Raw genomic sequence first — 21,463 nt, 5'->3', positions numbered from 1 at the left:
CCTAAACGGCTAAGGGGGCCAATTTCCTGGCCCTAACGAGGCAGCATACCACGGCCCTACAGCGATTAATGGGCTGTGATTGGCTGCACGTCTTTGGCGTAAAAGCCGTTCTTTTTCAGCTCCTGGTTGAGGGCCAGGGCGTTGTCTACCCGGTCAACAAACAGCACCCCAGCCAGGTGATCCATCTCGTGGAGAATACAGCGGGCCAGCAGCTCGTTGGCCTGAAGTTTTTTAGGGCGACCATTCTCGTCTTTATAGGAAACTTCGAGCGCCGCAGGGCGAACTACGTCAAGGTAGACGCCGGGAATGCTGAGGCAGCCTTCCTGCCCAGTAGCAATGTCTTTGGAAACTTTGACGATCTGGGGATTGATCAACACCAAGGGCTGATTAGCAGCGTTTTCGGGGTCGATATCGACGACCAGCAGCTGCTTGTTGACCGCCACCTGGGGAGCCGCCAGACCAATGCCGTCGGCGCTGTACATGGTTTGCAGCATTTCCTTCACCAGGGCGCGAATTTCATCATCGACCTTGGCCACCCGCTTGGCGGGCTGACGCAGCACGCGATCGCCCAGGGTATGAATCTCCAGAGGCGGCTGCTTGAGCTTGGTTTTTTCGACTTGAATGGCGGCGGGCATAGGAATGGGGTCCAGGGTGATTTAGGGTTATGTATCTATCCTAACAACACAGACTCACTTCGACATAGCGGTTAACCGCCGCCGGGTGAGTCTCCCTCGGGCAGGATGGGTTTTGCCTCAACGGTGACATCCACAGCGGTGATGTCGATGGTGCCTTCTTCTGCCACCCGCGAGAACCCATTCAGCTCGGTGTGCAGAGGGGTGCCGCAGTTGAGGCAGCGGGTCTCAGCCCCCTTAATCCCGGTTAGATTGGTGGCACACACTGGACAGGCACCCTGCACCAGGTTGCGCCGCAGCCAAAACCGCACCCCAATAAACCCCAGCACCGGGGCCGCCAGCAGCAGCACTACCAGCACCGCCAGCGATTTCACCAGCCAGCCCAAACCCACAGCCCCCAGCAGCCAGACCACCCCAATCAGGGTCAGCCAGCAGCCCAGGCCCGAAAAATTAACTTGCACTTGTTTAGAGCTATTTGGGTTCACAGGGGCATTCTCCGCACGGCACAGGCAGGGGGTTGAAAACGGCTTGGTCAGACCCTAGCCTTAACTCTGTATTTTAGCGCTGCGGCTACTCTGCTACTGAATAGCGGGCGATCGCTCGCTCTAGATGACTAGCCAGGGCTGGGGTGCCATAGGCGACCAGCGCCTCCTGCCTCAGCCACGCCCCCTGGCAGCGAGGGTCGCGGCCGGCCAGCATCTCAATACAGGCGGTAGCGACCGCTTCGGGGTTGCGGTGGGGCACTCGCCAGCCGAGTCGCCCGTCTTGCAGGGGGTCGGCTGAGCCATCTTGGTCGCCGGAGAGCACCGGCAAACCGCAGGCCATGGCCTCTAGATAGACAATGCCAAAACCTTCCTGGGAGGGCATAACGTAGGCATCGGCCAGGCGGTAGTGGGCGACCAGAGCTTCAGTGGGCACAAACCCGGCAAACACGACGCGATCGCTCACCCCTAACTCCTCAGCCAAAGCCGCCAGCCGGGGTTGGTCATCGCCCCGGCCAATCACCAGATATTTCACCGTGGGCTCAGCGGCGGCAATGGCGGGCAGCGCCCGAATCGTCACATCCACACCCTTGTAAATATCCCCCGACCACAGGCGGGCTACGGTCATCAGCACCCGGCAGTTGGCCAGGTTGTAGGTATCTACCAGTGCCGGGTCCGCGGGGCCAGGGCTAAAGCGATTGCCATCTACCGCACAGGGAACCATGAACACCCTAGCCGGGTCTAGACCATTGGCAGTGCAGGCGCGATCGCGGCTGTAGCGGCTGTTGGCCCAAATCCAGTCGGCCTGGCGCAGCGCCATCTGCTCTCGCTCAGGTAGTGGCTCCCATGCTTCCTTGCCGTAAATCATCACGGTGTAGGGTAGCCTCAGCCAGCGGCAGAGAGTCGAGACCAGCGGCAGCAGCAACACGTGGCCACAGACTACCTGGCGCGGTCGCTGGATGATCAAATGCTGTAGCAGTGCCGTCACCAACTTGGCCCGCCCTAGCGCTGGCGACGCCGATGCCAAGTAATGAAATCGTAGGGGGGAGCGATCGTAGGGGTTGTGGCAATCTGGCCCATCCCGCAGCAGAAAAACATCGGCGGGGGCAGGACTAGGCTGTTCTAGGTAAGCCGCCAAAACATCCTTAACGTAGGACTGAATGCCCCCCTCCCAGGAAAAAACTTCAAGGAAGACAAAGACCAGCGATCCCTGTTTCCCTGAGTTAAAGACCGTAAAAATTTCAGTAAGCCTGTCTTCAGTGGCTCCCTGAACAATGGGCTGATCAGTAGCGGAAGAACCCATAGCAGACAGCACAACAACAGCCAATCCCTAGGCTACCCAAAACCAGTGGCAACCGATTTCCCCAAAGCGGCCTAGTAGGTAGGAAAAGTGCCGTACTTGACGATAGATAGGCAATTGCGCCCATCCTTAGAGCGATGGTAGGTAACCTTGTCGGCCAGGCGACGCAGCAAAAACCAGCCGTAGCCGCTCTCTAACAGTTCGCCGGGTTGGGGTTCGGGCAGTAGCTCTGGGTTGAAGGGGCCGCCGTGATCCCAAATACGGATTTCAACGCAGTCGGCAGCTAGGGAGAGGTCGATGTCAATATCGGTGTCGGCGGGCAGGTGAGCGTGGGCGTGGCGCACCGCGTTGGTGAAGCCTTCGGTGAGGGCTAGGGCAAGGCGATCGCAGTGGTTGCTCACCCAGGCCGACTCCCCATCTAGCGAACGACAGGTATCGTGAAACCAGCGCTGCACCTGAGCCACTACATCCAGCTTGCTAGCCACCTGCAAATGTTCTTGTCTGGTGCCCACCCGTGCCATAGCCACTCCTGTATCAACGCCTACCAGAGCTCCCTGAACGTAGCTTAGCGAAAGAGTACACCCCCAGCAAAAAGACCTGCGTAAAACGATACAGTTCTACGCAGGTCTTGCATGATGGCTAGAGTTAGCCGTCTAGAACAGGCCCAGGGTCAGCGAGTCCTGAATGGGGAAGGTCGCCCCAATGCCCAACCATAGGGTTGCCGCAGTTCCCAACAGAAACAGCGTGGTGGCCAAAGGACGGCGGAAGGGGTTTTGGAACTTGTTGACGTTCTCGATAAAGGGGATCAGCATCAGCCCTAGGGGAATAGCCGTCATCGCGCCAATACCCAACAGCTTGCTCGGCACAATCCGTAAAATCTGGAAGGTGGGGTACAGGTACCACTCCGGCAGAATTTCTAGGGGGGTGGCAAAGGGGTCAGCGGGCTCACCCACCAGGGCAGGGTCTAGCACAGCCAGCCCAACACAGCAGGCGATGGTGCCTAGAATAACCACGGGAAAGATGTAAAGCAGGTCATTGGGCCAGGCGGGTTCGCCGTAGTAGTTGTGGCCCATGCCCTGCTTGAGCAAGTCTCTTAACTTAGGATCGCTTAGATCCGGCTTTTTAATGGTCGCCATTGAAAAAACTTCTCCTGTTACAGCCAGTTGGGCCAGGCCCAGAGTCTAAACCATTCATCCAGGGCAATCGGTATAGCCGAAACTAAACGTCATGCCCACAAACACTTGCGCTCAGGAGCCTGCCTTAGCAACAGCTCCCATCGTATCTCAAACCCTAGAGAGGGCCAGAGATACCCTGCTTGCGAATCATCAGGAAGTGCAGCAGCATAAACACCGCGATCGCCCATGGCAGAACGAAGGTGTGCAGGCTGTAAAAGCGGGTCAGCGTCGATTGCCCAACGGCTTCACCGCCGCGCATCAGCTCAACTACAGTAGAGCCCACCACAGGAATGGCACCGGGCACCCCAGACACAATCTTCACAGCCCAATAGCCCACCTGATCCCAGGGAAGGGAGTAGCCAGTGACGCCAAAGGTCACCGTGATGACGGCCAGCACCACCCCGGTTACCCAGGTCAGCTCACGGGGCTTCTTGAAGCCGCCGGTGAGATACACCCGAAACACGTGGAGAAGCATCATCAGCACCATCATGCTGGCGGACCAACGGTGGATAGACCGAATCAGCCAGCCGAAGTTGACATCGGTCATCAGATACTGCACAGAACTGAATGCTTCAGTGACCGTGGGTTTGTAGTAGAAGGTCATCGCAAACCCAGTGGCAAACTGGATCAGGAAGCAGGTCAGGGTAATGCCACCCAGGCAATAGAAAATATTGACGTGGGGCGGCACATACTTGCTAGAGATGTCATCGGCCAGGGCCTGAATCTCTAGCCGCTCGTTAAACCATTGGAAGGCCTTAGAGCCGGTAACTTGCTTAGTAAACATGAAGCGGGTAACTCTATATATTCAATAATTGCCGTCAATGAAAAATGTAACATAGCCGTAATGGCAACGCTAAATTCTCTAACTTAAATTCTAAGGCCTGAGACGCATCCTGCCATCCCCAGAATAGGCAACCAGGGCAAAAGGCTCGTCCTAGGCCCACGCCAGCTCAGGGAGATAAATTAGACCCTTGCTATAATCTTGCAATACTCCGTTACATTGACTCAACGGTAAGGGATAGCTAGATACCTGCTCACCATAGGGCTTGGTGAACCCGGTAGAGAAGCGTTATCTCTGCCGGTTGGGCGCAATCAGTAAAAAATGCTCAGAATAAACTAATGTGAAGCGCTGACCGAATGGCTAGGATATCGTCGATCCTTAACCCAGGCTCCCTATGAGTTAGAAACGCTGGTCAACACCACATTTCGTTCACCCTCAATCTATTGCCTGCCTCTGCCCTGCGTTTATGATTAAACCCCTATTGCGTCTTTCTATTCTTAGCCTTTGCTTGATGGGGCTAGTGGTCGGTGGGGTGTCAGCAGGCCCTGCCTTTGCCCTCACTGAGGAGCAAAATCTGGTGGCAGAGGTGTGGCGCATTGTGAACCGGGCCTATGTAGACGAGACGTTTAACCACCAAAACTGGTGGTTTACTCGCCAGCGAGCCCTCGATCGCGCCCTGGCCAGTCGGGACGATACCTACCAAGCCATTCAGGATATGCTGGCTGGGCTAGAAGACCCCTACACCCGGCTGCTGCCCCCCGAGCAGTACCGCAGTTTGCAAACCAGTACCGCTGGAGCGTTGACCGGAGTAGGGCTGCAAATTTCTAAGGATGAGCAACCTGGCTGGCTGCGGGTGATTGCCCCCATTGAAGGGTCTCCGGCGGAGCAGGCAGGTATTCAACCCCAAGATGTGGTGCTTGAGATCGATGGCGTCGCCACCACGGAGCTGACGCTAGATGAGGCCGCTGCTCGGATGCGGGGCCAGCGTGGCACCACTGTTACCCTGCAATTGCGTAGCCTTGACGAGACCACGGCCCGCCAGGTTTCTCTGACCCGCGATGTGATTACCCTCAACCCCGTGGTAGCGGCGCTGAAGACAACACCAGGGGGGCAACGAGTGGGCTACCTGCGGCTGAGCCAGTTCAACGGCAACGCATCTGAGAAGGTGTCCGCCGCGATTCAAACCTTGGCCAACCAGGGGGCTGAGGGCTATCTACTCGATCTGCGCAATAACCCGGGTGGGCTATTGCAGGCAGGCATCGAAATTGCTCGGCTGTGGCTGCCCCAGGGCACGATTGTCTATACAGTTAACCGCCAGGGAATTTTAGATAGCTTTGAGGCGTTTGGCCAGGCGATTACCGACGCACCGCTGGTGGTGCTGGTCAACGAGGGCACCGCTAGCGCTAGTGAAATTTTGGCCGGGGCGCTGCAGGACAATGGCCGAGCCACCCTGGTGGGCAGCACCACCTTTGGCAAAGGGCTAATTCAGTCGCTGTTTGACCTGTCGGACGGGGCGGGGCTGGCGGTGACCGTGGCCAAGTATGAAACGCCGGCCCACCACGACATCAATAGATTGGGGATTAAACCCGATCGCATCGTTGCCAGCGTGCCCCTCAGTCGCGACACCGTGGCTACCGATGCCGACCCCCAGTACCAGGCTGCGCTAGAGATGCTAAGTCAAGCCACGGTCCTAGCCAGTGCATCTTAAATCTTTGCCCCAGGAAGGGCAGCTCAAGGCCAGCCGCTCGTACCACGACCCGCTCCATGGCGCGATTACGCTGCACGCCGGCGACCCCGATGAGGCGCTGTTAACTCAGCTGATCGATACGCCGGCATTTCAGCGATTGCGGCGGATTCGCCAGCTCGGCCCAGCCAGTCTCACCTTTCACGGGGCCGAAAGCTCGCGCTTTACCCATTCGCTGGGGGTGATGGCGATCGCCCGTCGCGCCTTTGATCAGATCCAGCGGCGTTACCCGGAACTGGCCCCCTACCGAGCTACGGTACTGGTGGCGGCCCTGCTCCACGACATCGGCCACGGCCCCTTTAGCCACACCGCTGAAGAGGTGTTTGGTCTCCAGCACGAGCACTGGACCCGCCGCATGATTCGCGAACTGCCGGAGATTCATGATGCCCTAGAGGCGCGGGCCGAGGGTCTGGCGGCAGCGGTGGATCAGGTCTACACCCACGAGCACCCCGTCGCGCTAGTGTGGCAGCTGGTGTCGAGTCAGCTGGATTGCGATCGCCTCGACTACCTGCTGCGCGATAGCTACTTCACTGGAGCCAGCTACGGCCAGCTCGATCTCGATCGCATTCTCATGGCCCTGCGGTTTGAGCCCCAAAGCGGTCGCCTTGTGGTGGCCCACAAGGGCTTGTCTGCGATCGAGCACTATCTGGTAGTGCGCCACTTCATGTATGTGCAGGTGTACAACCACCCCAAAAATATCTCCGTCACCTGGCTGCTAGAGCGGGCCTTTGAGCGAGCCAGAGCCGATTTGCTCGTGGGCAAGCTAGAGGCCGATCCTACAGTGACTGCCTGGTTGCTCACTCCCGATCATCCTCTGTCTTTAGAGACTTACCTTGCTGGGGACGATATTGTCTTTACCTATCACCTCCAGCGGTGGCGGTACAGCCCCGACTTGCTGTTGGCCGACCTGTGCCGCCGCTACCTCGATCGCGATTTGCTCAAGACGCTGGAAGTCACCCCGCTCTCACTAGATCAGCAGAATGACTTTCTCCACGCAGTTCGCACCCATTTAGAGCAGCAGGGCTATAGTGGCGAAAACTACAGTGGCCTGCGTCGCACCTGGAGCCGAGGTTACACCACCTATAACGAAGGCATCTGCCTGTACCGCGACAACGCGTTTACCGATATCAAAGATCTCTCGCCCTTGGTGCAGGCCCTTAGCCAGCCCTATGAACGCACTTGGCTACTCTATCCGCGAGAAATTCACCCCTGGCTGCGGCAAACCTGGGCTACCTATAACTCTGGAGGAGTTTCAGAAGCGGAATAGCTACTTCTGAAAGGTCATGTTTCTACAGATTGTTGCCATCAATCCTCACCGGTTTTTGTGGTGGCAAAGGTGGCACTAGTTCAACTAGAGCCAACAGGGTCAAACTCAAAGGCCACAAAAAATACTGTAAAAACAGCACCGAGTTGAAATAAAGAAAAACCATCATTATCACGGCGGAGGAAGCCAAGATAGTGATCCTTTCTTTCCAGAAGCTTAGATAAACAAGCCCCATCAGCAATAACATTAGCAGCTTAGCCTTTAAACCCACCAACCAGGGTAGGTTCTGAGAAAAAATTATGTCAAGGGAAGGCGCACTCTCAATATGTGAACTTCCGGCACGAGTAGCTGAAAAAAGAATGGATTTCAAAAAACCTTCTGCATTCCAAAATAAAAATGGCAGTGAGGTTAAGGCTGGAACACTTAAAATAATTAAAAAGCCCCAAGCAACCGCTTGAACTCGTCTATCTTTAGCGCCGTTAACCCAGAGGTGAATCAGGTAAAGCGGCAGCAGAAAGATCGCAATCTGTTTGATCCCTAAAGAAATACTAAAGGCAAGCAATGACAGCCTTGATTTTTCTTTTAAGAGAACTAAAGAAAGCAGCAAAAAAAAGACGGCCGCAAACTCAAGGTGGTGAACTCTGGTAATGTAGACGCTCCAACGACCTAGTAGGAGAACAGTGGCGGCGGCAAAGCCGAGCAGCCAAAAGCCTCGTGCATAAAAATATCTCAGCGTTAGGGCGATTAGGCCTAAGTGAAACGAAAACGAAATCGGTCGCCACACATAGAGCCAGTCTAGAAATTCTGGAAACCCAAGTTTTTGAATCAGTGCAGAGAAGAGATAAGCCAAAGGAAAGTAGGTGGCGTATTTGTCGTTATCCCTCATGTCGCTAGCGAGAATTCTGGCGTAGGGGTTTTCTCCAGCAATAATTCTTTTACCTTCTAGCCAGATGTAATAAATGTCTTGCCCCATTAAATCTTTGGCAGGTGTAAACCAAAAGCTAATATGCATTAGCAGGCCGGCAACCATTAACAGCAGGAGCGCCAGCCAATACCGTTTGTCCCATCTGCGTCGCTGTATCACGGCTAGTTGCTTACCTTAAACGTACTTATGTAGCGACCTTGCAAGCCGACAATTCTAGTTTTCCTAGCATGCTTCATCGCTCGGCCTGACGCAGTAAAACTATCCCAGAAGGTATTGTAGCGATCGCCCAACGCACCCTTGGCATCGTTTACTTAGACTCTCTACCGATCGCTATAGCCAACCAGTTTACCGTCAGAATTTAACGATCAATGGTGTTCAAAACTCGCAGAGATTAGTTGTTTTTGGCTACAGCTGGTGGGTTAAGTTTCGGGAACTGGCGATAGCAAGCTGCGATAATCATATAGACGGCGTAGGCCAAAAAGCCAAATGCGATCGCGCCCAGCCAGTATTCGCCCAAAAATTCTTCATCTAGCTCGTCAAACACATTGCCTAGCCCGCCAGCAGATTTATCGTCAACCAGATAGGCGGCTTTGATGAGGTATGCCCCAATTAAAACGAAGCCGACCCCGCGAGCTATAATGCCAACTTTGCCAATGACTATCACCCATCGCTTAATGGGCCGAGAGAGGTCTCGATGAAAATCGTTGATGTAGCCGCCGGAGGCCGCCCCGTAAATATAGAGGCAACCCACGGCTACAACGCCAAGACCAGCGCCAAAAAGCATCCAGGGGCCTACTTCTCGCTCGAATAGAACGGAGGCCAAATCTTCTATCGTGTCGTTGAAATCGACAACTAGGTTAAGGGATAGTCTAGCCGCGCTTTGAGCAACGCCTAGGTAAGTTAGACCACTGACAACGTAGCCGCAGCGCTGTAGCACCTGACGAACGTTTAACGCTTCTGACTGGCCTGGGTCAATACTGGCCTGTATCAAGCGCCACAGCACGTAGCCAAGAAGGCCAAACGCTAGCAGACCAAGGATCCCGCTACCTAGGGGCCAGCGCTCCAGATCGGCGAGCACCGCCTCGCTACCCGACACAATCGGCTGGTCATGAATGATATCGTTGAGGGCAAATAGACCGATTAGGCCATAGAACGCACCTTTAGTGCCGTGGCCTAATCGCATGTACCATCGCACCAAGGGTTGTTTGAAAAGTTTCAAGAGCTGCCGCTGCGCGAAGCGAACTAAGCCCTGTAAAAGCGTCAGTATCAGCTTGACATTACCCATTGAAGCGCTGTGCCAGCCAAACCCTATCAGTCTGTAAGCCGATCAAGTTAGTCTCTCTATATCAAATAAACTTCAGGTTTAAGTCTATCTACCTGGCTGTAGGATTGAGCGTTCATCGCTAGCTTTATTCACTTCAGCGGCAAAAGTGGCGATCGCGCACCGGTTACTAGGGAAGGCTTGAATCGGGCATCGTTATCTGCGGTCTAACGATACGTCAGACAACTTCTCAGGGCTATCTCTAGGAAAAGCGAAGGGGTTGAGGAGGTCGAGCTAACCTTAGCCCAACCTGAAACCCGGTGTTGACAGCATGTTTGGGGGCGCACGCCAGATGTGGCGGTTTAAATTTCTATATTTCCCCCAAATCGCTAGATGTAGTCCTATAAATCCGCTAACCTTAGGAGCAGCTTGGGTGCCTTTGGGGTCAGAGAAATCTGGCTCCCAGCCTTATCCAATGCAGTAAAATTGTACTATCATATCGCGGCGCTATGTCCTTTGTTGGTCTCCACATCCACAGTGCCTATAGCCTGCTTGACGGGGCCAGTCAGCTTCCCCAGCTGGTAGCGCGGGCTAAGGAACTGGACATGCCGGCGATCGCCCTCACTGACCACGGCGTCATGTATGGCGCGATTGAGCTGATCAAAGTTTGCAAAGGGGCGGGCATCAAGCCGATCATCGGCAACGAGATGTACCTGATCAACGGCGACATTTCGCAGCAGCAGCGCCGGCCCCGCTACCACCAAGTGGTGCTGGCTAAAAACACCCAGGGCTACAAAAACCTGGTCAAGCTCACCACTATCTCCCATTTGCAGGGGGTGCAAGGCAAGGGCATTTTTTCGCGCCCCTGCATTAATAAAGATTTGCTAGAGCAGTACCACGAGGGACTGATCGTCACCAGCGCCTGCCTCGGCGGCGAAGTGCCCCAAGCGATCTTGCAGAAGCGACCTGATGTGGCCCGCAAGGTGGCCCAGTGGTACAAAGACCTGTTCGGTGAAGACTACTACCTCGAAATTCAGGACCACGGCTCCCCCGAAGACCGGGTAGTGAATGTGGAGCTGCTGAAGATCGCGCGGGAGATGGACGTAAAAATCATCTGCACCAACGACTCCCACTACATCTCCTGCAACGATGTGGAGGCCCACGACGCCCTGCTGTGCATTCAGACGGGCAAGCTGCTGACCGAAGACAAGCGCCTGCGCTACAGCGGCACAGAATACCTGAAATCTGCCGATGAGATGCGGCAGCTGTTCCGCGATCACATTGAGCCAGAGGTGATCGAAGAATCGATCGCCAACACCCTTGAAGTCGCTGACAAAATCGAAGAGTATACCGGCATCCTCGGCCAGTCGCGCATTCCCGACTTCCCCATCCCCGCCGAGTTTAACGAGGATGCTGGGGCCTACATGGGGCATGTGGCGCGGGAGGGGCTGGTCAAACGGATGAAAACGGCCCGCTACGAGGAGATTGACCAGGAATACCGCGATCGCCTCGAATACGAAATCGAGATGATGATCCAGATGGGCTTCCCCACCTACTTTTTGGTGGTGTGGGACTACATTCGATTTGCCCGCGACAACAATATTCCCGTCGGCCCAGGGCGGGGCTCGGCAGCGGGCTCTTTGGTGGCCTACGCCATGGAAATCACCAACATCGACCCCATCCACCACGGGCTGCTGTTCGAGCGTTTCTTGAACCCCGAGCGCAAGTCGATGCCGGATATTGACACCGACTTCTGCATCGATCGCCGCGATGAGGTAATCAAATACGTTACCCGCCGCTACGGCGAGGAGCGGGTGGCGCAGATCATCACCTTCAACCGCATGACTTCCAAAGCGGTGCTCAAGGATGTAGCGCGGGTGCTTGATATCCCCTACGCCGAGTCAGATCGAATGGCGAAGCTGATTCCGGTGGCGCGAGGTAAGCCCACCAAGCTTAAGGTGATGATCTCCGACGACACCCCCGCGCCGGAGTTCAAAGAAAAGTACGACAACGACCCCCAAACCCGCCGCTGGATCGACATGGCCCTGCGGATTGAGGGCACCAACAAAACCTTCGGCATGCACGCCGCTGGGGTGGTGATCTCCAAAGATCCTCTCGACGAAATTGTGCCCCTCCAACGCAACAACGACGGCCAGGTGATCACCCAATACTACATGGAAGACGTGGAAGCCCTGGGCCTCCTAAAAATGGACTTTTTGGGCCTGCGCAACCTGACGATGATCCAGAAAACCCTGGAGCTCATTGAGGCCACCCACGGCACCAAAATTGACCCAGACGATCTGCCTATGGATGACCCCGCTACCTACAAGCTGCTAGAGCGTGGCGACCTAGGCGGCGTCTTCCAGCTTGAGTCTTCCGGCATGCGCCAGATCGTGAAGGATCTCAAGCCCTCGGGTTTAGAAGATATTTCTTCGGTGCTAGCTCTCTATCGGCCGGGGCCGCTGGATGCGGGGCTGATTCCTAAATTCATCAACCGCAAGCATGGGCGAGAGAAAATCGACTTTGCCGACGAAATTTTGAAGCCGATTCTCAGCGAGACCTACGGCATCATGGTCTACCAAGAGCAGATCATGAAAATTGCCCAGGATATGGGCGGCTACTCCCTCGGCCAGGCCGACCTGCTGCGGCGGGCCATGGGTAAAAAGAAAATGTCGGAAATGCTCAAGCACCAGGAGAACTTCGTCAACGGTGCGATGGAGAAGGGCGTCGCCAAGAAGGTGGCGACAGAACTCTGGGACCAGATGGTGAAATTTGCCGAATACTGCTTCAACAAATCGCACTCCACCGCCTACGGGTTTGTCACCTTTCAGACCGCCTACCTGAAGGCCAACTACCCCGTGGAGTATATGGCGGCGCTGTTGACCTCCAACAGCGGCGACCAGGACAAGGTGCAGATGCACATTGGCAACTGCATTGCCATGGGCATTGAGGTGCTGCCGCCGGATATCAACCGATCGCTGGTCGATTTCACCCCCGAGGATAAAAGCATTTTGTTTGGCCTCTCAGCGGTGCGCAACGTCGGCCTAGGGGCGATCGAGTGCATTTTCAAGAACCGCGAGTCAGACGGGCCGTTTAAGTCGCTGCCAGAACTGTGCGATCGCGTCGATCTGCATTCCGTCAACCGCCGCGCTCTAGAATCGCTGATTCTAGCCGGGGCTCTCGATAAGCTTGACCCTAACCGCAACCAGCTAATGCAGGATTTGGAGCTGGTGATCGACTGGGCCCAAAGCCGGGCGAAGGATCGCGAGATTGGCCAGGGCAACCTGTTCGACATGATGATGGGTGGCGGCGACACCCAGAGCGCCACACCTTCGGCGGGCTACGAAACTGCGCCCAAAGCACCGCTGGTGGCCGACTTTGAGGCTCAGGAAAAGCTGCGGCAGGAGAAAGAACTGCTGGGCTTCTATATTTCCGACCATCCGCTCAAGTCGGTGCAGCGATCGGCGCGGGTGCTGGCCCCAATTAACCTGGCGGAGCTGCACGAGCAGCCGGATAATGTGACGCTGAGCGCGATCGTGATTCTCGCCAGCGTGAAGCCGGTGGTGACGAAGAAGGGCGACCGGATGGCGATCGTTCAGCTCGAAGACCTCACCGGGCAGGCGGAGGCGGTGGTTTTTCCCAAATCTTTTGAGCGCATTGGCCAGCATATTGTGGCTGACAAACGGCTGATGATTTGGGGCAAGGTCGATCGCCGCGACGATCGCGTCCAGTTCATCATTGACGATGCCGAGTCGATCGAAGACGTGCGCATGGTGATGGTGGAGCTAGACCCCCGCCTGGCGGGTGACATTGAGCAACAGCACCGCCTGCGCAACGTGATTCGCAACAACCAGGGCGACGACCCCAAATATGCGCGGGTGCCGGTGATCGCGGTGATTGGCGGCACCCAGCAGCGGCAGTTTGTGCGGCTGGGTGCGCAGTTTCGCGTGAAGGATCCGGAGGCAGCAGTGACGGCCCTGGTGAATGCGAACTTCCAGGCCAAGGCGACGCCGCTGATTAGCGCGTGAGATACCTTTCTGCGAGAGGCCCGGTTCCTTCTGGGCGATGACAAGCTTATCGGCTACATCGTAGAAGGGATCGGACTCTGGGCACATCTTGATTTGAATGCTCCAGAGGTAGGGCTAGGGGCATAGCCGACCCATCCCAAGCATGCTCTTCTGTGAAGCATGCTTGGGATGGGTTGACGTTGGCTTGAGCGCGAGACGTTATATAGAAAGCGCGATCGCAAACACAGCCGCACAAAACAGGCTCACGATCGCCATCAATCCGGCGGGTATGAATTTTCTGGTCTTGCGAAAGCGCAGGCTAAAGACGATGAGGAGCGCGATCGCGAGGCAAGTCGCCAGCGCTATACCTGCGTTGTAGCTGTTGCTCAGGGTGATCCACCAAGCGACGAGCAATGCTGCACCGCTGATCAGCCCAGAAATGAGAGAGGGTTTACTGCGAGCTTTGAGGTAACCCATCACGCCTCCGGCTATTACCAACACGGCATAGAGCAAGAGCAGCCAGGGGGCGATCGCAACGATCAGAAAGGTCATGCCAATCCTTCAGCAACGGTTGCCTAAAGCGTACAGCGTTCCTTGGTGTTGTCGTGATTTCGCTAGCTGCTGGTCAGCTCAGTCCAGGCGCGATCGCCCCTCTAGGGAACAGGGCGATCGGGATTCAGCCCTAGCTCAGCGCAGTGCTCGTCGTTGATGTCGCCGTTGGCCATGCGGGTGTTGCAAAACCGAGCGGTGCTGAGATCGGTGCGGTTGAGGTTGGCATCCCGCAGGTCGGCATCGGTGAAGGTGGCCCCCGCTAGCTGGGCATCGCGCATTAGGGCCTGGCGCAGATCGGCCCCGGTGAAGTCGGCCCCCTCCAGCTGAGCGCCAATGAAGTCGGCCCGAAAAAATTGACCGTTGGTCAACGTCACGTTGGTCAAATCGGTCGCCGACAGACTGGCATGGTTAAACACGGCTCCATCTAAGCGGCTGCCGCTAAGGTCGCTGCCGTACCAATTGCTGTCGCGGGCTTCGGCGCGCTCTAGATTGACGTCAGCGGCGTTGACATCCCGCAGCTCGCTGCCGGTGAGGGTGGCCTGGCTAAGATTGGCCCCCGCCAGGTTGGCTCCCGACAAGTCAGCGCCGCTGAGCACCACCTGTTGTAGGTTGGTCTGTCGCAGGTCGGCCTGGGTTAGCTGGGCGCGGGGCAGGCGAGCCTGGCGCAGGTTGGCCCCCGCTAAGTTGGCGTTGGTCAAGTCGGCATCTTCGAGGCTGGCGCGGGTAAGCACGACACCGCTGAGATCGCAGGCAATGCAGATGCGGCTAATCAGCAGCTGTTGCAGGGGGGTGTTGGCGATACCAGGGGCAGCCAGGGCGAGGGCGAGGCCAACCGCTGCGGCTACCCCCGTGGGCCGGAGGATTCGGCGTGGGTCTGTGCGGTGTGCCATGGCGTGCAATTCCGATAGGTTTGGCTAAAAGATCTACGATCAAGTTTATAGATTGCCTCTACAATGTGTCAGCATCTTCTGGCTCCCCTGGTTCCCAAAGCCAGTGAGGATGCTAGTTATCACCGCCCAGGCAGTCGAGATGCTGCTGCTCGCTCTCGGTTAGTTTGACGTCATGGCATCGACACCGGCTTCATCGCCCCTGAGATCTCGACACCGGCAGCGCCCTGGGCCTAGCCAGGTTAAGCCTTGGGAATGGTTTTGGCTAACGCTGTGGGTGCTTTTGCTCACTGGGTCGGGGATATTTTGCGGCTGGGCGCTGATCTGGCTGACGCGGATTCCGCCGCTGCCCGACTGTGAGCAGATTACACCCTTTCATTCGTCAAGCGATTTGCTCTACTGCGCCAAGGCTCAGGCCCGCACGGGTGAGCCCAACAATCTGGTGCAGTCGGTGTTGCTAACCGCCAACTGGCCCAAAACCCACTCTAACTACGAGGACTCCCAAGAAATTTTAAAGGATGCCTCGGAGCAGATTTTGGTGCTGGCCAACCGCTGGGTGCAGGCGGGCAAGCTCGACGATGCGGTGGCCCTGGCTGATCAAATTCCTCTAAACACGCCGTTGCGAAAGCCAGCTCAGTCGGTAATCTTTGAGTGGCGACAAGACTGGGAGCAGGGCCGAGCTATTGAGGCTAAGCTGAGGCCCGCCCTAGCCGCCAGCAATTGGGAGCTGGCCAAGACCCACCTGCAAGAGTTCAAAGCTCTTAAGACCGACTACTGGCTGACGACGCGCTATGTGTTTTGGCAGCGGCAGTTTCAGGTGGAGTACCAGGGGTGGGAGCAGCTCTTGCAGGCCCGCGAGCTGGCGAAAACTAACCAGATTGAGAACTTGCGTCAGGCGGTAGTGCTGGCCCGCGCCATCGACCTGCGCAGCCAGGTGTGGCAGGCGGCCGAAAGCGACGTCGATCGCTGGAGCAAGACGGTGATCGATGTGGCGCTCCAGCGCTGGGATGTGGGCGATCGCGCTGGTGCCCTAGAGTTGGCCAGCGTGGTTCCCCCCACCCCCGATCTGGCCCCCGATGCCCAGGCGCTGCTATCCCTCAGCCATGCCCAAGCGCTCGCCCGCCAGGCTGAACCCGTGGGTCAGGGCCTAACCCCGCGCTACAGCCACTTATTCGGGCTGATGGAGGCCGTCAGCGCCGTCCATCAGCTCCCGGCGAACAGTCCCTACGCGGAGGCTGACCTATCCTCAGAGGAGCAGTGGGGCGAACAACTCACCGATCTGAAACAGCTGAAGTTTAGCGATATGGTAGCCAGGCTGGGGCAGCGAACCACCTACGACTGGGCAATTCGCCAGGCCCAGCGGGTAGAGACGGGGCGACCCCGGCGCATTCAAGGGCAGACACTGATCGCCCAGTGGCAGTTTAATCTACAGCGAATTGAAGACCGCCCGATCTTGGTCGAGGCCCGCAGCCTGGCTCGGCCCGGCACCATTGCGGCGCTGCAAACCGCCATTGCCAAGGCTAGTGAGATTGAGCTGGGGCGCGCCCTGCGGGTGGAGGCCCAAACCCTGGTCGCCGGGTGGCAGCAAGAAATTCAGGTGATTGAAGACCGGCCCATTCTCGATGCGGCGGTGGCCTTGGCCAATCAGGACAAGCTGCCCGAGGCGATCGCCGAAGCGAATAAAATTAAGCCCAACCGCGCCCTCTATAGCCGCGCCCAGGGGCTAATCCAGGAGTGGACATCCACCATTCAAATTGCCGAAGACAAGCCGATTTTAGATGAGGCCAAGGATCTGGCCTACGGCGGCAGTCTGTCGGCGGCGATCAATCTGGCTAGCCAGATTGGGCCGGGGCGAGCGCTCTACGATGAGGCTAAGGCGGCGATCGCTCTCTGGACGGCTGAGCGGGCCTATATCTGGTCGATCTGGGAAGCTGAAGGTCGCCCCGTGCCCGGCGGCGATAGCACCTCAGACGACAGTTCTTCCACCGAGCCCCAATGACGACGGCCCCCCTGCGACTCATGCTGGTAGACGAAGACCCGGTGTTTCGCCTGGGCCTGCGCATCTGGCTGGAGCAAACCGCTGGCTACGCCGTAGTGGCCGAAGCCTCCCAGTCCGACGATGCACTGGCAATCTTGGCCAGCCGAGCCAGGCTGGGGACGCTTTCTGATACCCCTCCCGATTGGACTCCAGAGTCCGCCCCTGCCTGGGCCGATGACTGGGCCACCCAAGACCCCAGCCGTCGCCCCGACATCGACCTGGTGATTCTTGATTTGGGTCTGGGGGCGGGTCGCCCCGACCAGCTGCCGGGGCTGCGCCTCTGTGCCGACATCAAAGCGCGCTACCCAACTCTGCCGGTGCTGGTGCTCAGCGCCCAGACCGAACCGGTGCTGGCTGCGGCTGCCCGGCAGGTGGGGGCCGATGGGTTTGGGGCCCGCAGTATGGCCGTAGCCGATCTGGGGCGGCTAATTGAACAGCTGGTCACGTCTGGGCCTGAGTCAGCCAGGGGCCTGAGCCCGATCGCGAGCGGTCAGCGTCCTCCTGTGACGATGCGGGAGGACGAAGTTTCTGGAACAATTCCACCGGTGCCCAATGCCCTGGTCGCACTGCGCATCAATATACGGCGGTCGTCGGTGCAGCAAATAGATGCGGTGATGGCCCAGATCGCGGCCGAACAGCGGCGCGGGCGCGGCTCGCTGCTGACAGAGGCAGTGCTGGTTGGGCGCTACCGCGAACTGCGGGCGGCGCGCTGGCTGGTGCGGCGGCTGTTAGCCACCCCAAACTCTGACCAATGGCAGCCGATTGACCGCTCGGCTCGCCCTTCCTTGGGGCCAGGAGAACTGCCTTCTGTCCGCCGGAGTGGGGTGCCGCCCAGCCTAGTCCCTAGGCGTAATCCTGGGCCGAAACCGGGAGATAGGGGAGCGATTCCGGAGCGAATCACTTCACGAATCGCTACCGCCGATCGCCTAGCTCTAAACCAGAGCGACCTGGCCACCTTGGTGTTTGAGCGCGTGTTTCGCAAGCTGCAGGGCCTGCTAGACAACACCAGCGACGTGCCGCTGGAGTCTGATATTCTGCACGACGACAAAAAGCGAGAGCTGCTCTATCTAGTGCTGCGCAAGGTTGAAGACGCCTTGGCTCATCTCCGCGAGGCGCAGGTGCTGCCGGGGCAGCTGAATGAGAAAAGTCCCTTGGTGCTGCAAGACCTGTGGCAGGCCACCGTCACCGATTTCTTTGGTCGTTACTACACCCTCCAGGTCGATACTCTAGAGCAGCCCGTGGTGCCGACCCTGCTGACCGAGGCCCCTGTGGTGCAGGCGGCGATTTTAGATCGGCTCCCCCTGGTGCCGATGCTGCTGGGGCATCTGCTGTTTAACGAGTCGGTAGTGGTTGACGGCAGCCTCTACCAGGCCGATGCCCCCGAGGCGATGGCTCGCAGCCAGGAGCTGCTAGAGCACCTGGTGATTCAGCTGGCCAACGCCGTGGTGCAGCCGCTGCTCAACCATTTCGCCGACGTGGAGCTGATGAAGAAAAACCTCTACCATCGCCGCATGATGACCAGCCGCGACATTGAGCGCTTTCGCAACGACCTTTCCTGGCGCTACCGCTGGGATGGGCTGATCAACGAACCTCGGGCGATCTTTGAGAGCCAGCATCGGCTGTTTGGCTTTACCGAGCGGGGCATTCAGCACCAGACGATCTATGCACCCCGGCGAGAGGAGCTAGAGCAACTCTCGGGCCTGCAGCGGGCGGTAACCTTAGCGGTGGAGGCCCGCGATGCGATCGCTCCCCGGTTTCGCTCGGCGGTTTCGCTGGTGGGCAGCGGTATCGTATATGTATTGACCGACGTAATTGGCCGGGGCATTGGGCTGATTGGGCGGGGCATTTTGCGCGGGGTTGGCGGTGCCTGGCGCGACCCTCGCTACCGCCGCGATAGCCAAGAAAGTAACCTACGAGACTAAGCTGTGACTCCTAGTACCTCAACTTTGTTCCGGTTGCCGAGGGTGCCAGTGCTGGCAATCGCTCCAACGGGTCATCCAAAATCTACTTTTTTTTGGGACAATCAGCAGGTGCAAGCTGCTTACGAGGGATTTACAGGTATCTATGGCACCCATATCAGCTCACCATGGCCGGGCTGGTACAGTGTTTCATGGTTGTTAGCGGCAAAGAAATGTCGTCGGTTTGCTGGCTTTTCCACCAATCAAGTAAGGAGTTAATCCCCGCCTATGAAGTCGAGCTTGGCGCTGTTTGCTGAGCCTGTTCTGGCCAACGCCAGACGGCTACTGTGGTTGAGCCTCTGGCTGCTGTGCATACCGATGGCGGTATATGTTGCTGCTCTTGACTACGGTCATAGCCTGGGGATACTGCAATGGGCCTTACTGGCCGTTTCACTGATTGGTCTGGTGATCATCAACGCCGAAACCGCCGTTGTGATCTACAGCAGCCGTCGATCTAACCCCTGGTTTGATCGGGGATTGCTGCAGCGCTGGTGCCGGGTGCGGCAGCGACGGCTGTCGTCTGTGGTACCGGAGTCGCTGCCGCCCCAAGGAGCCCTGCCCGTGGTCTCGGTGCCCCTGGTCTCAACACCCTTTGTCTCGGTGCCCTTTGTCTCGGTAATTGTGGCGGCCTACCTGCCCAACGAGCAAGACATCATTGAAGACACCTTGCTGCACTGGTTGACCCAGGTAAGACCGCCGTCCCAGGGGTGGGAAATTATTTTGGCCTACAACACCCCAGCGCGGCTGCCGGTAGAAGACCGTTTGCAGGTTCTAGCGCGGCGCTACCCGGCCCTGGTGCTGCTGCCCGTCCCCCACAGCCACTCTAAGGCCGAAAACCTCAACGCTGCCCTCCAGGTGGCAGCGGGCGAGATGACAGGCATCTTTGACGCCGATCACCACCCGGCGGCCGATTGTCTCAGTCGGGCCTGGGCCTGGCTATACCAGGGCCGCTACGACGTGGTGCAGGGGCGCAACATTATTCGCAACGCCCGAGATAGCTGGTTGACCCAGCTGATTGCGGTGGAGTTTGAGTGCATCTACGGAATTAGCCACTACGGGCGATCGCTGCTGGCTGACACGGCCCTGTTTGGCGGCTCCAACGGCTACTGGCGCACTTCGACCCTGCGCCACCTGGGCTTTCACCACACCCGCCTGACCGAAGACATCGACGTGACGGTGCGGGGTCTGCTGGGGGGCTGTCGCCTGGTGCATGACCCGGCGATTGTCACCACCGAACTGGCCCCCGACAACCTGCGGGGGCTGTGGTTTCAGCGCCAGCGGTGGAGCCAGGGCTGGCTGGAAGTGGCGGGGTTGCACCTGGGTCGAGTGGCGCGATCGCCCCGCTTAGACGCCGTGCAAAAGCCCTACTGGGTGCTGATGCTGCTCTTTAGCCAGTTCTTTTACCCGCTGGTGTGGCAGGTGGTGCCGATGCTACTCAGCATTCACCTCAGCGGCCGCGATCGCGACCTCAATTTTGAAAACCTCAACCTCGTGCTGATGGGGCTGCTGACCCTAAGTGTGGTGCTGCAAGTGGCGGTGGCGATGCTGCTGCGCCCCAAGGAGTCGGCCTATACCCGTCGCCACGGCCTGCTCTACTGCCTGCTGTCACCGGTTTACTTTTGGCTCAAGGCCCTAATTGGCATGGTGGCGGTGATCAACCATCTCAGCGGCAGCCGAGTTTGGCGGGTCACCGCCCGCACCAAGAGCAAGCCCAATCGGTGGATGGTGGCCCTGCGAGGGGCGAAGTAGTGAGATTACAACAAGGGGCTTAAGCCCCTTGCTAGGCTGCGAACTATGGCAATTATAGAAGACCAAATAATCAGATCTTTACAGTGGAGAAATGCTGAAATTGAGGCTGCCTAAAATGTGAGAAAGCCGAGCTGTAAAAAGATATGGAAAGTAAATGGATTAGCCGTAACGGAGTTCGCCTTTTCTCCGAATCTTTCGGTACTCTAGACGATCCACCTATCTTGTTAATCATGGGAGCGATGGCTTCAGCCGTGTGGTGGCCAGAAGATTTCTGCTCTCAATTGGCGGCTCTAGGACGCTATGTGATTCGCTACGATCATCGGGGCACTGAGCGCTCAACCAGTTACGAGCCAGGGCACATTCACTATTCTGTAGAAGATCTAGCGGACGATGCTTTTTGTGTTCTCGATGGCTATGAACTTCAGAGCGCTCATTTAGTAGGGATGTCGTTGGGAGGATTCTTGGCTCAACTCATGGCGCTCAAGCATCCTCAACGCGTTAAAAGTTTAACGTTATACCAAATCGTAGATAAGGAGCTACAAATAAGGAAAGGTAGCTACCGAGAGTATCGATATGGCAGGGGTGCTGAGGATTGCGATTGAGGAATCAGCAGAGACGCTTAAAATCTTGCTTGATAAGCAACAAGATGCCGTGAACCGCAGCAAAGTCCAGGTGTTGTGGTGGCTGAAGACAGGAGCGGTGACGAGC

Annotated in this window: 16 protein-coding genes and 1 pseudogene; 7 read left to right on the top strand and 10 right to left on the bottom strand. The window is 57.4% G+C overall.

Annotation, left to right across the window (positions count from 1 at the left end; genetic code table 11):
* Positions 1-65: 65 nt before the first annotated feature.
* The 6 genes from def to petB all read right to left on the bottom strand — a co-directional run bounded on the left by def (position 66) and on the right by petB (position 4,373).
* Positions 66-635, bottom strand: a complete 570-nt coding sequence (gene def / locus H6F57_RS10010; protein ID WP_190630313.1) for a peptide deformylase — start codon at positions 633-635, stop codon at positions 66-68.
* 71 nt (positions 636-706) lie between these two features.
* Positions 707-1,117, bottom strand: a complete 411-nt coding sequence (locus H6F57_RS10005; protein WP_190630315.1) for a hypothetical protein — start codon at positions 1,115-1,117, stop codon at positions 707-709.
* A gap of 85 nt (positions 1,118-1,202) precedes the next feature.
* Positions 1,203-2,417 carry a glycosyltransferase gene (locus H6F57_RS10000; RefSeq protein ID WP_190630317.1) on the bottom strand — a complete coding sequence of 405 codons (1,215 nt, stop codon included), beginning with the start codon at positions 2,415-2,417 and terminating at the stop codon, positions 1,203-1,205.
* Positions 2,418-2,488: 71 nt separating this feature from the next.
* On the bottom strand, positions 2,489-2,935 hold the full coding sequence (locus H6F57_RS09995) for an anti-sigma regulatory factor (protein WP_190630319.1): 447 nt from the start codon (positions 2,933-2,935) through the stop codon (positions 2,489-2,491).
* A 132-nt stretch (positions 2,936-3,067) separates the two neighbouring features.
* Positions 3,068-3,550, bottom strand: a complete 483-nt coding sequence (petD, locus tag H6F57_RS09990; protein WP_190630320.1) for a cytochrome b6-f complex subunit IV — start codon at positions 3,548-3,550, stop codon at positions 3,068-3,070.
* Between the two features lie 154 nt (positions 3,551-3,704).
* Positions 3,705-4,373 (bottom strand): cytochrome b6, encoded by a 669-nt coding sequence (gene petB / locus H6F57_RS09985; protein WP_190630322.1) that lies wholly within the window; start codon positions 4,371-4,373, stop codon positions 3,705-3,707.
* A gap of 463 nt (positions 4,374-4,836) precedes the next feature.
* On the opposite strand from petB, the gene ctpA reads away from it, so the two are divergent.
* A complete protein-coding gene (ctpA, locus tag H6F57_RS09980) occupies positions 4,837-6,078 on the top strand; it encodes a carboxyl-terminal processing protease CtpA (protein ID WP_190630324.1) in 1,242 nt (413 codons plus the stop codon).
* On the top strand, positions 6,068-7,381 hold the full coding sequence (locus tag H6F57_RS09975; RefSeq protein WP_313933662.1) for an HD domain-containing protein: 1,314 nt from the start codon (positions 6,068-6,070) through the stop codon (positions 7,379-7,381). The genes ctpA and H6F57_RS09975 overlap by 11 nt, the downstream gene beginning before the upstream one ends.
* 22 nt (positions 7,382-7,403) lie before the next feature.
* Here the strand turns inward: H6F57_RS09975 and H6F57_RS09970 are convergent, their stop codons facing one another.
* The gene (locus tag H6F57_RS09970) at positions 7,404-8,462 is read right to left on the bottom strand and encodes a hypothetical protein (protein WP_199289923.1); all 1,059 of its coding nucleotides are present in this window, start codon (positions 8,460-8,462) and stop codon (positions 7,404-7,406) included.
* Positions 8,463-8,694: 232 nt separating this feature from the next.
* Complete coding sequence (locus H6F57_RS09965) at positions 8,695-9,522, bottom strand: DUF1206 domain-containing protein (protein WP_190794997.1); 828 nt, start codon at positions 9,520-9,522, stop codon at positions 8,695-8,697.
* Between the two features lie 551 nt (positions 9,523-10,073).
* Between H6F57_RS09965 and H6F57_RS09960 the strand changes: the two genes are divergently transcribed.
* A complete protein-coding gene (locus tag H6F57_RS09960; RefSeq protein ID WP_190630328.1) occupies positions 10,074-13,592 on the top strand; it encodes a DNA polymerase III subunit alpha in 3,519 nt (1,172 codons plus the stop codon).
* Positions 13,593-13,790: 198 nt separating this feature from the next.
* Here H6F57_RS09960 and H6F57_RS09955 read toward each other — a convergent pair whose 3' ends face one another.
* Positions 13,791-14,123 carry a TMEM14 family protein gene (locus H6F57_RS09955; RefSeq protein ID WP_190630330.1) on the bottom strand — a complete coding sequence of 111 codons (333 nt, stop codon included), beginning with the start codon at positions 14,121-14,123 and terminating at the stop codon, positions 13,791-13,793.
* Between the two features lie 101 nt (positions 14,124-14,224).
* A complete protein-coding gene (locus tag H6F57_RS09950; protein WP_190630332.1) occupies positions 14,225-15,013 on the bottom strand; it encodes a pentapeptide repeat-containing protein in 789 nt (262 codons plus the stop codon).
* Between the two features lie 172 nt (positions 15,014-15,185).
* Between H6F57_RS09950 and H6F57_RS09945 the strand changes: the two genes are divergently transcribed.
* The 4 genes and pseudogenes from H6F57_RS09945 to H6F57_RS28320 form a co-directional block, all read left to right on the top strand.
* On the top strand, positions 15,186-17,009 hold the full coding sequence (locus H6F57_RS09945) for a hypothetical protein (protein WP_190630334.1): 1,824 nt from the start codon (positions 15,186-15,188) through the stop codon (positions 17,007-17,009).
* Entirely contained in the window at positions 17,006-18,970 is a 1,965-nt protein-coding gene (locus tag H6F57_RS09940; protein ID WP_190630336.1) for a DUF3685 domain-containing protein, read from the top strand. The genes H6F57_RS09945 and H6F57_RS09940 overlap by 4 nt, the downstream gene beginning before the upstream one ends.
* Before the next feature lie 264 nt (positions 18,971-19,234).
* Positions 19,235-20,755 carry a glycosyltransferase gene (locus H6F57_RS09935; protein WP_190630338.1) on the top strand — a complete coding sequence of 507 codons (1,521 nt, stop codon included), beginning with the start codon at positions 19,235-19,237 and terminating at the stop codon, positions 20,753-20,755.
* A gap of 143 nt (positions 20,756-20,898) precedes the next feature.
* Positions 20,899-21,270 (top strand): annotated as a pseudogene (locus H6F57_RS28320) (alpha/beta fold hydrolase); the annotation flags it as partial.
* Positions 21,271-21,463 lie beyond the last annotated feature (193 nt).

The organism is Leptolyngbya sp. FACHB-60 (assembly GCF_014695775.1).
Taxonomy (GTDB): domain Bacteria; phylum Cyanobacteriota; class Cyanobacteriia; order Phormidesmidales; family Phormidesmidaceae; genus Nodosilinea.
The sequence above is the reverse complement of the archived record's forward strand: the minus strand, read 5'-3'. Positions and strand labels throughout refer to the sequence as shown.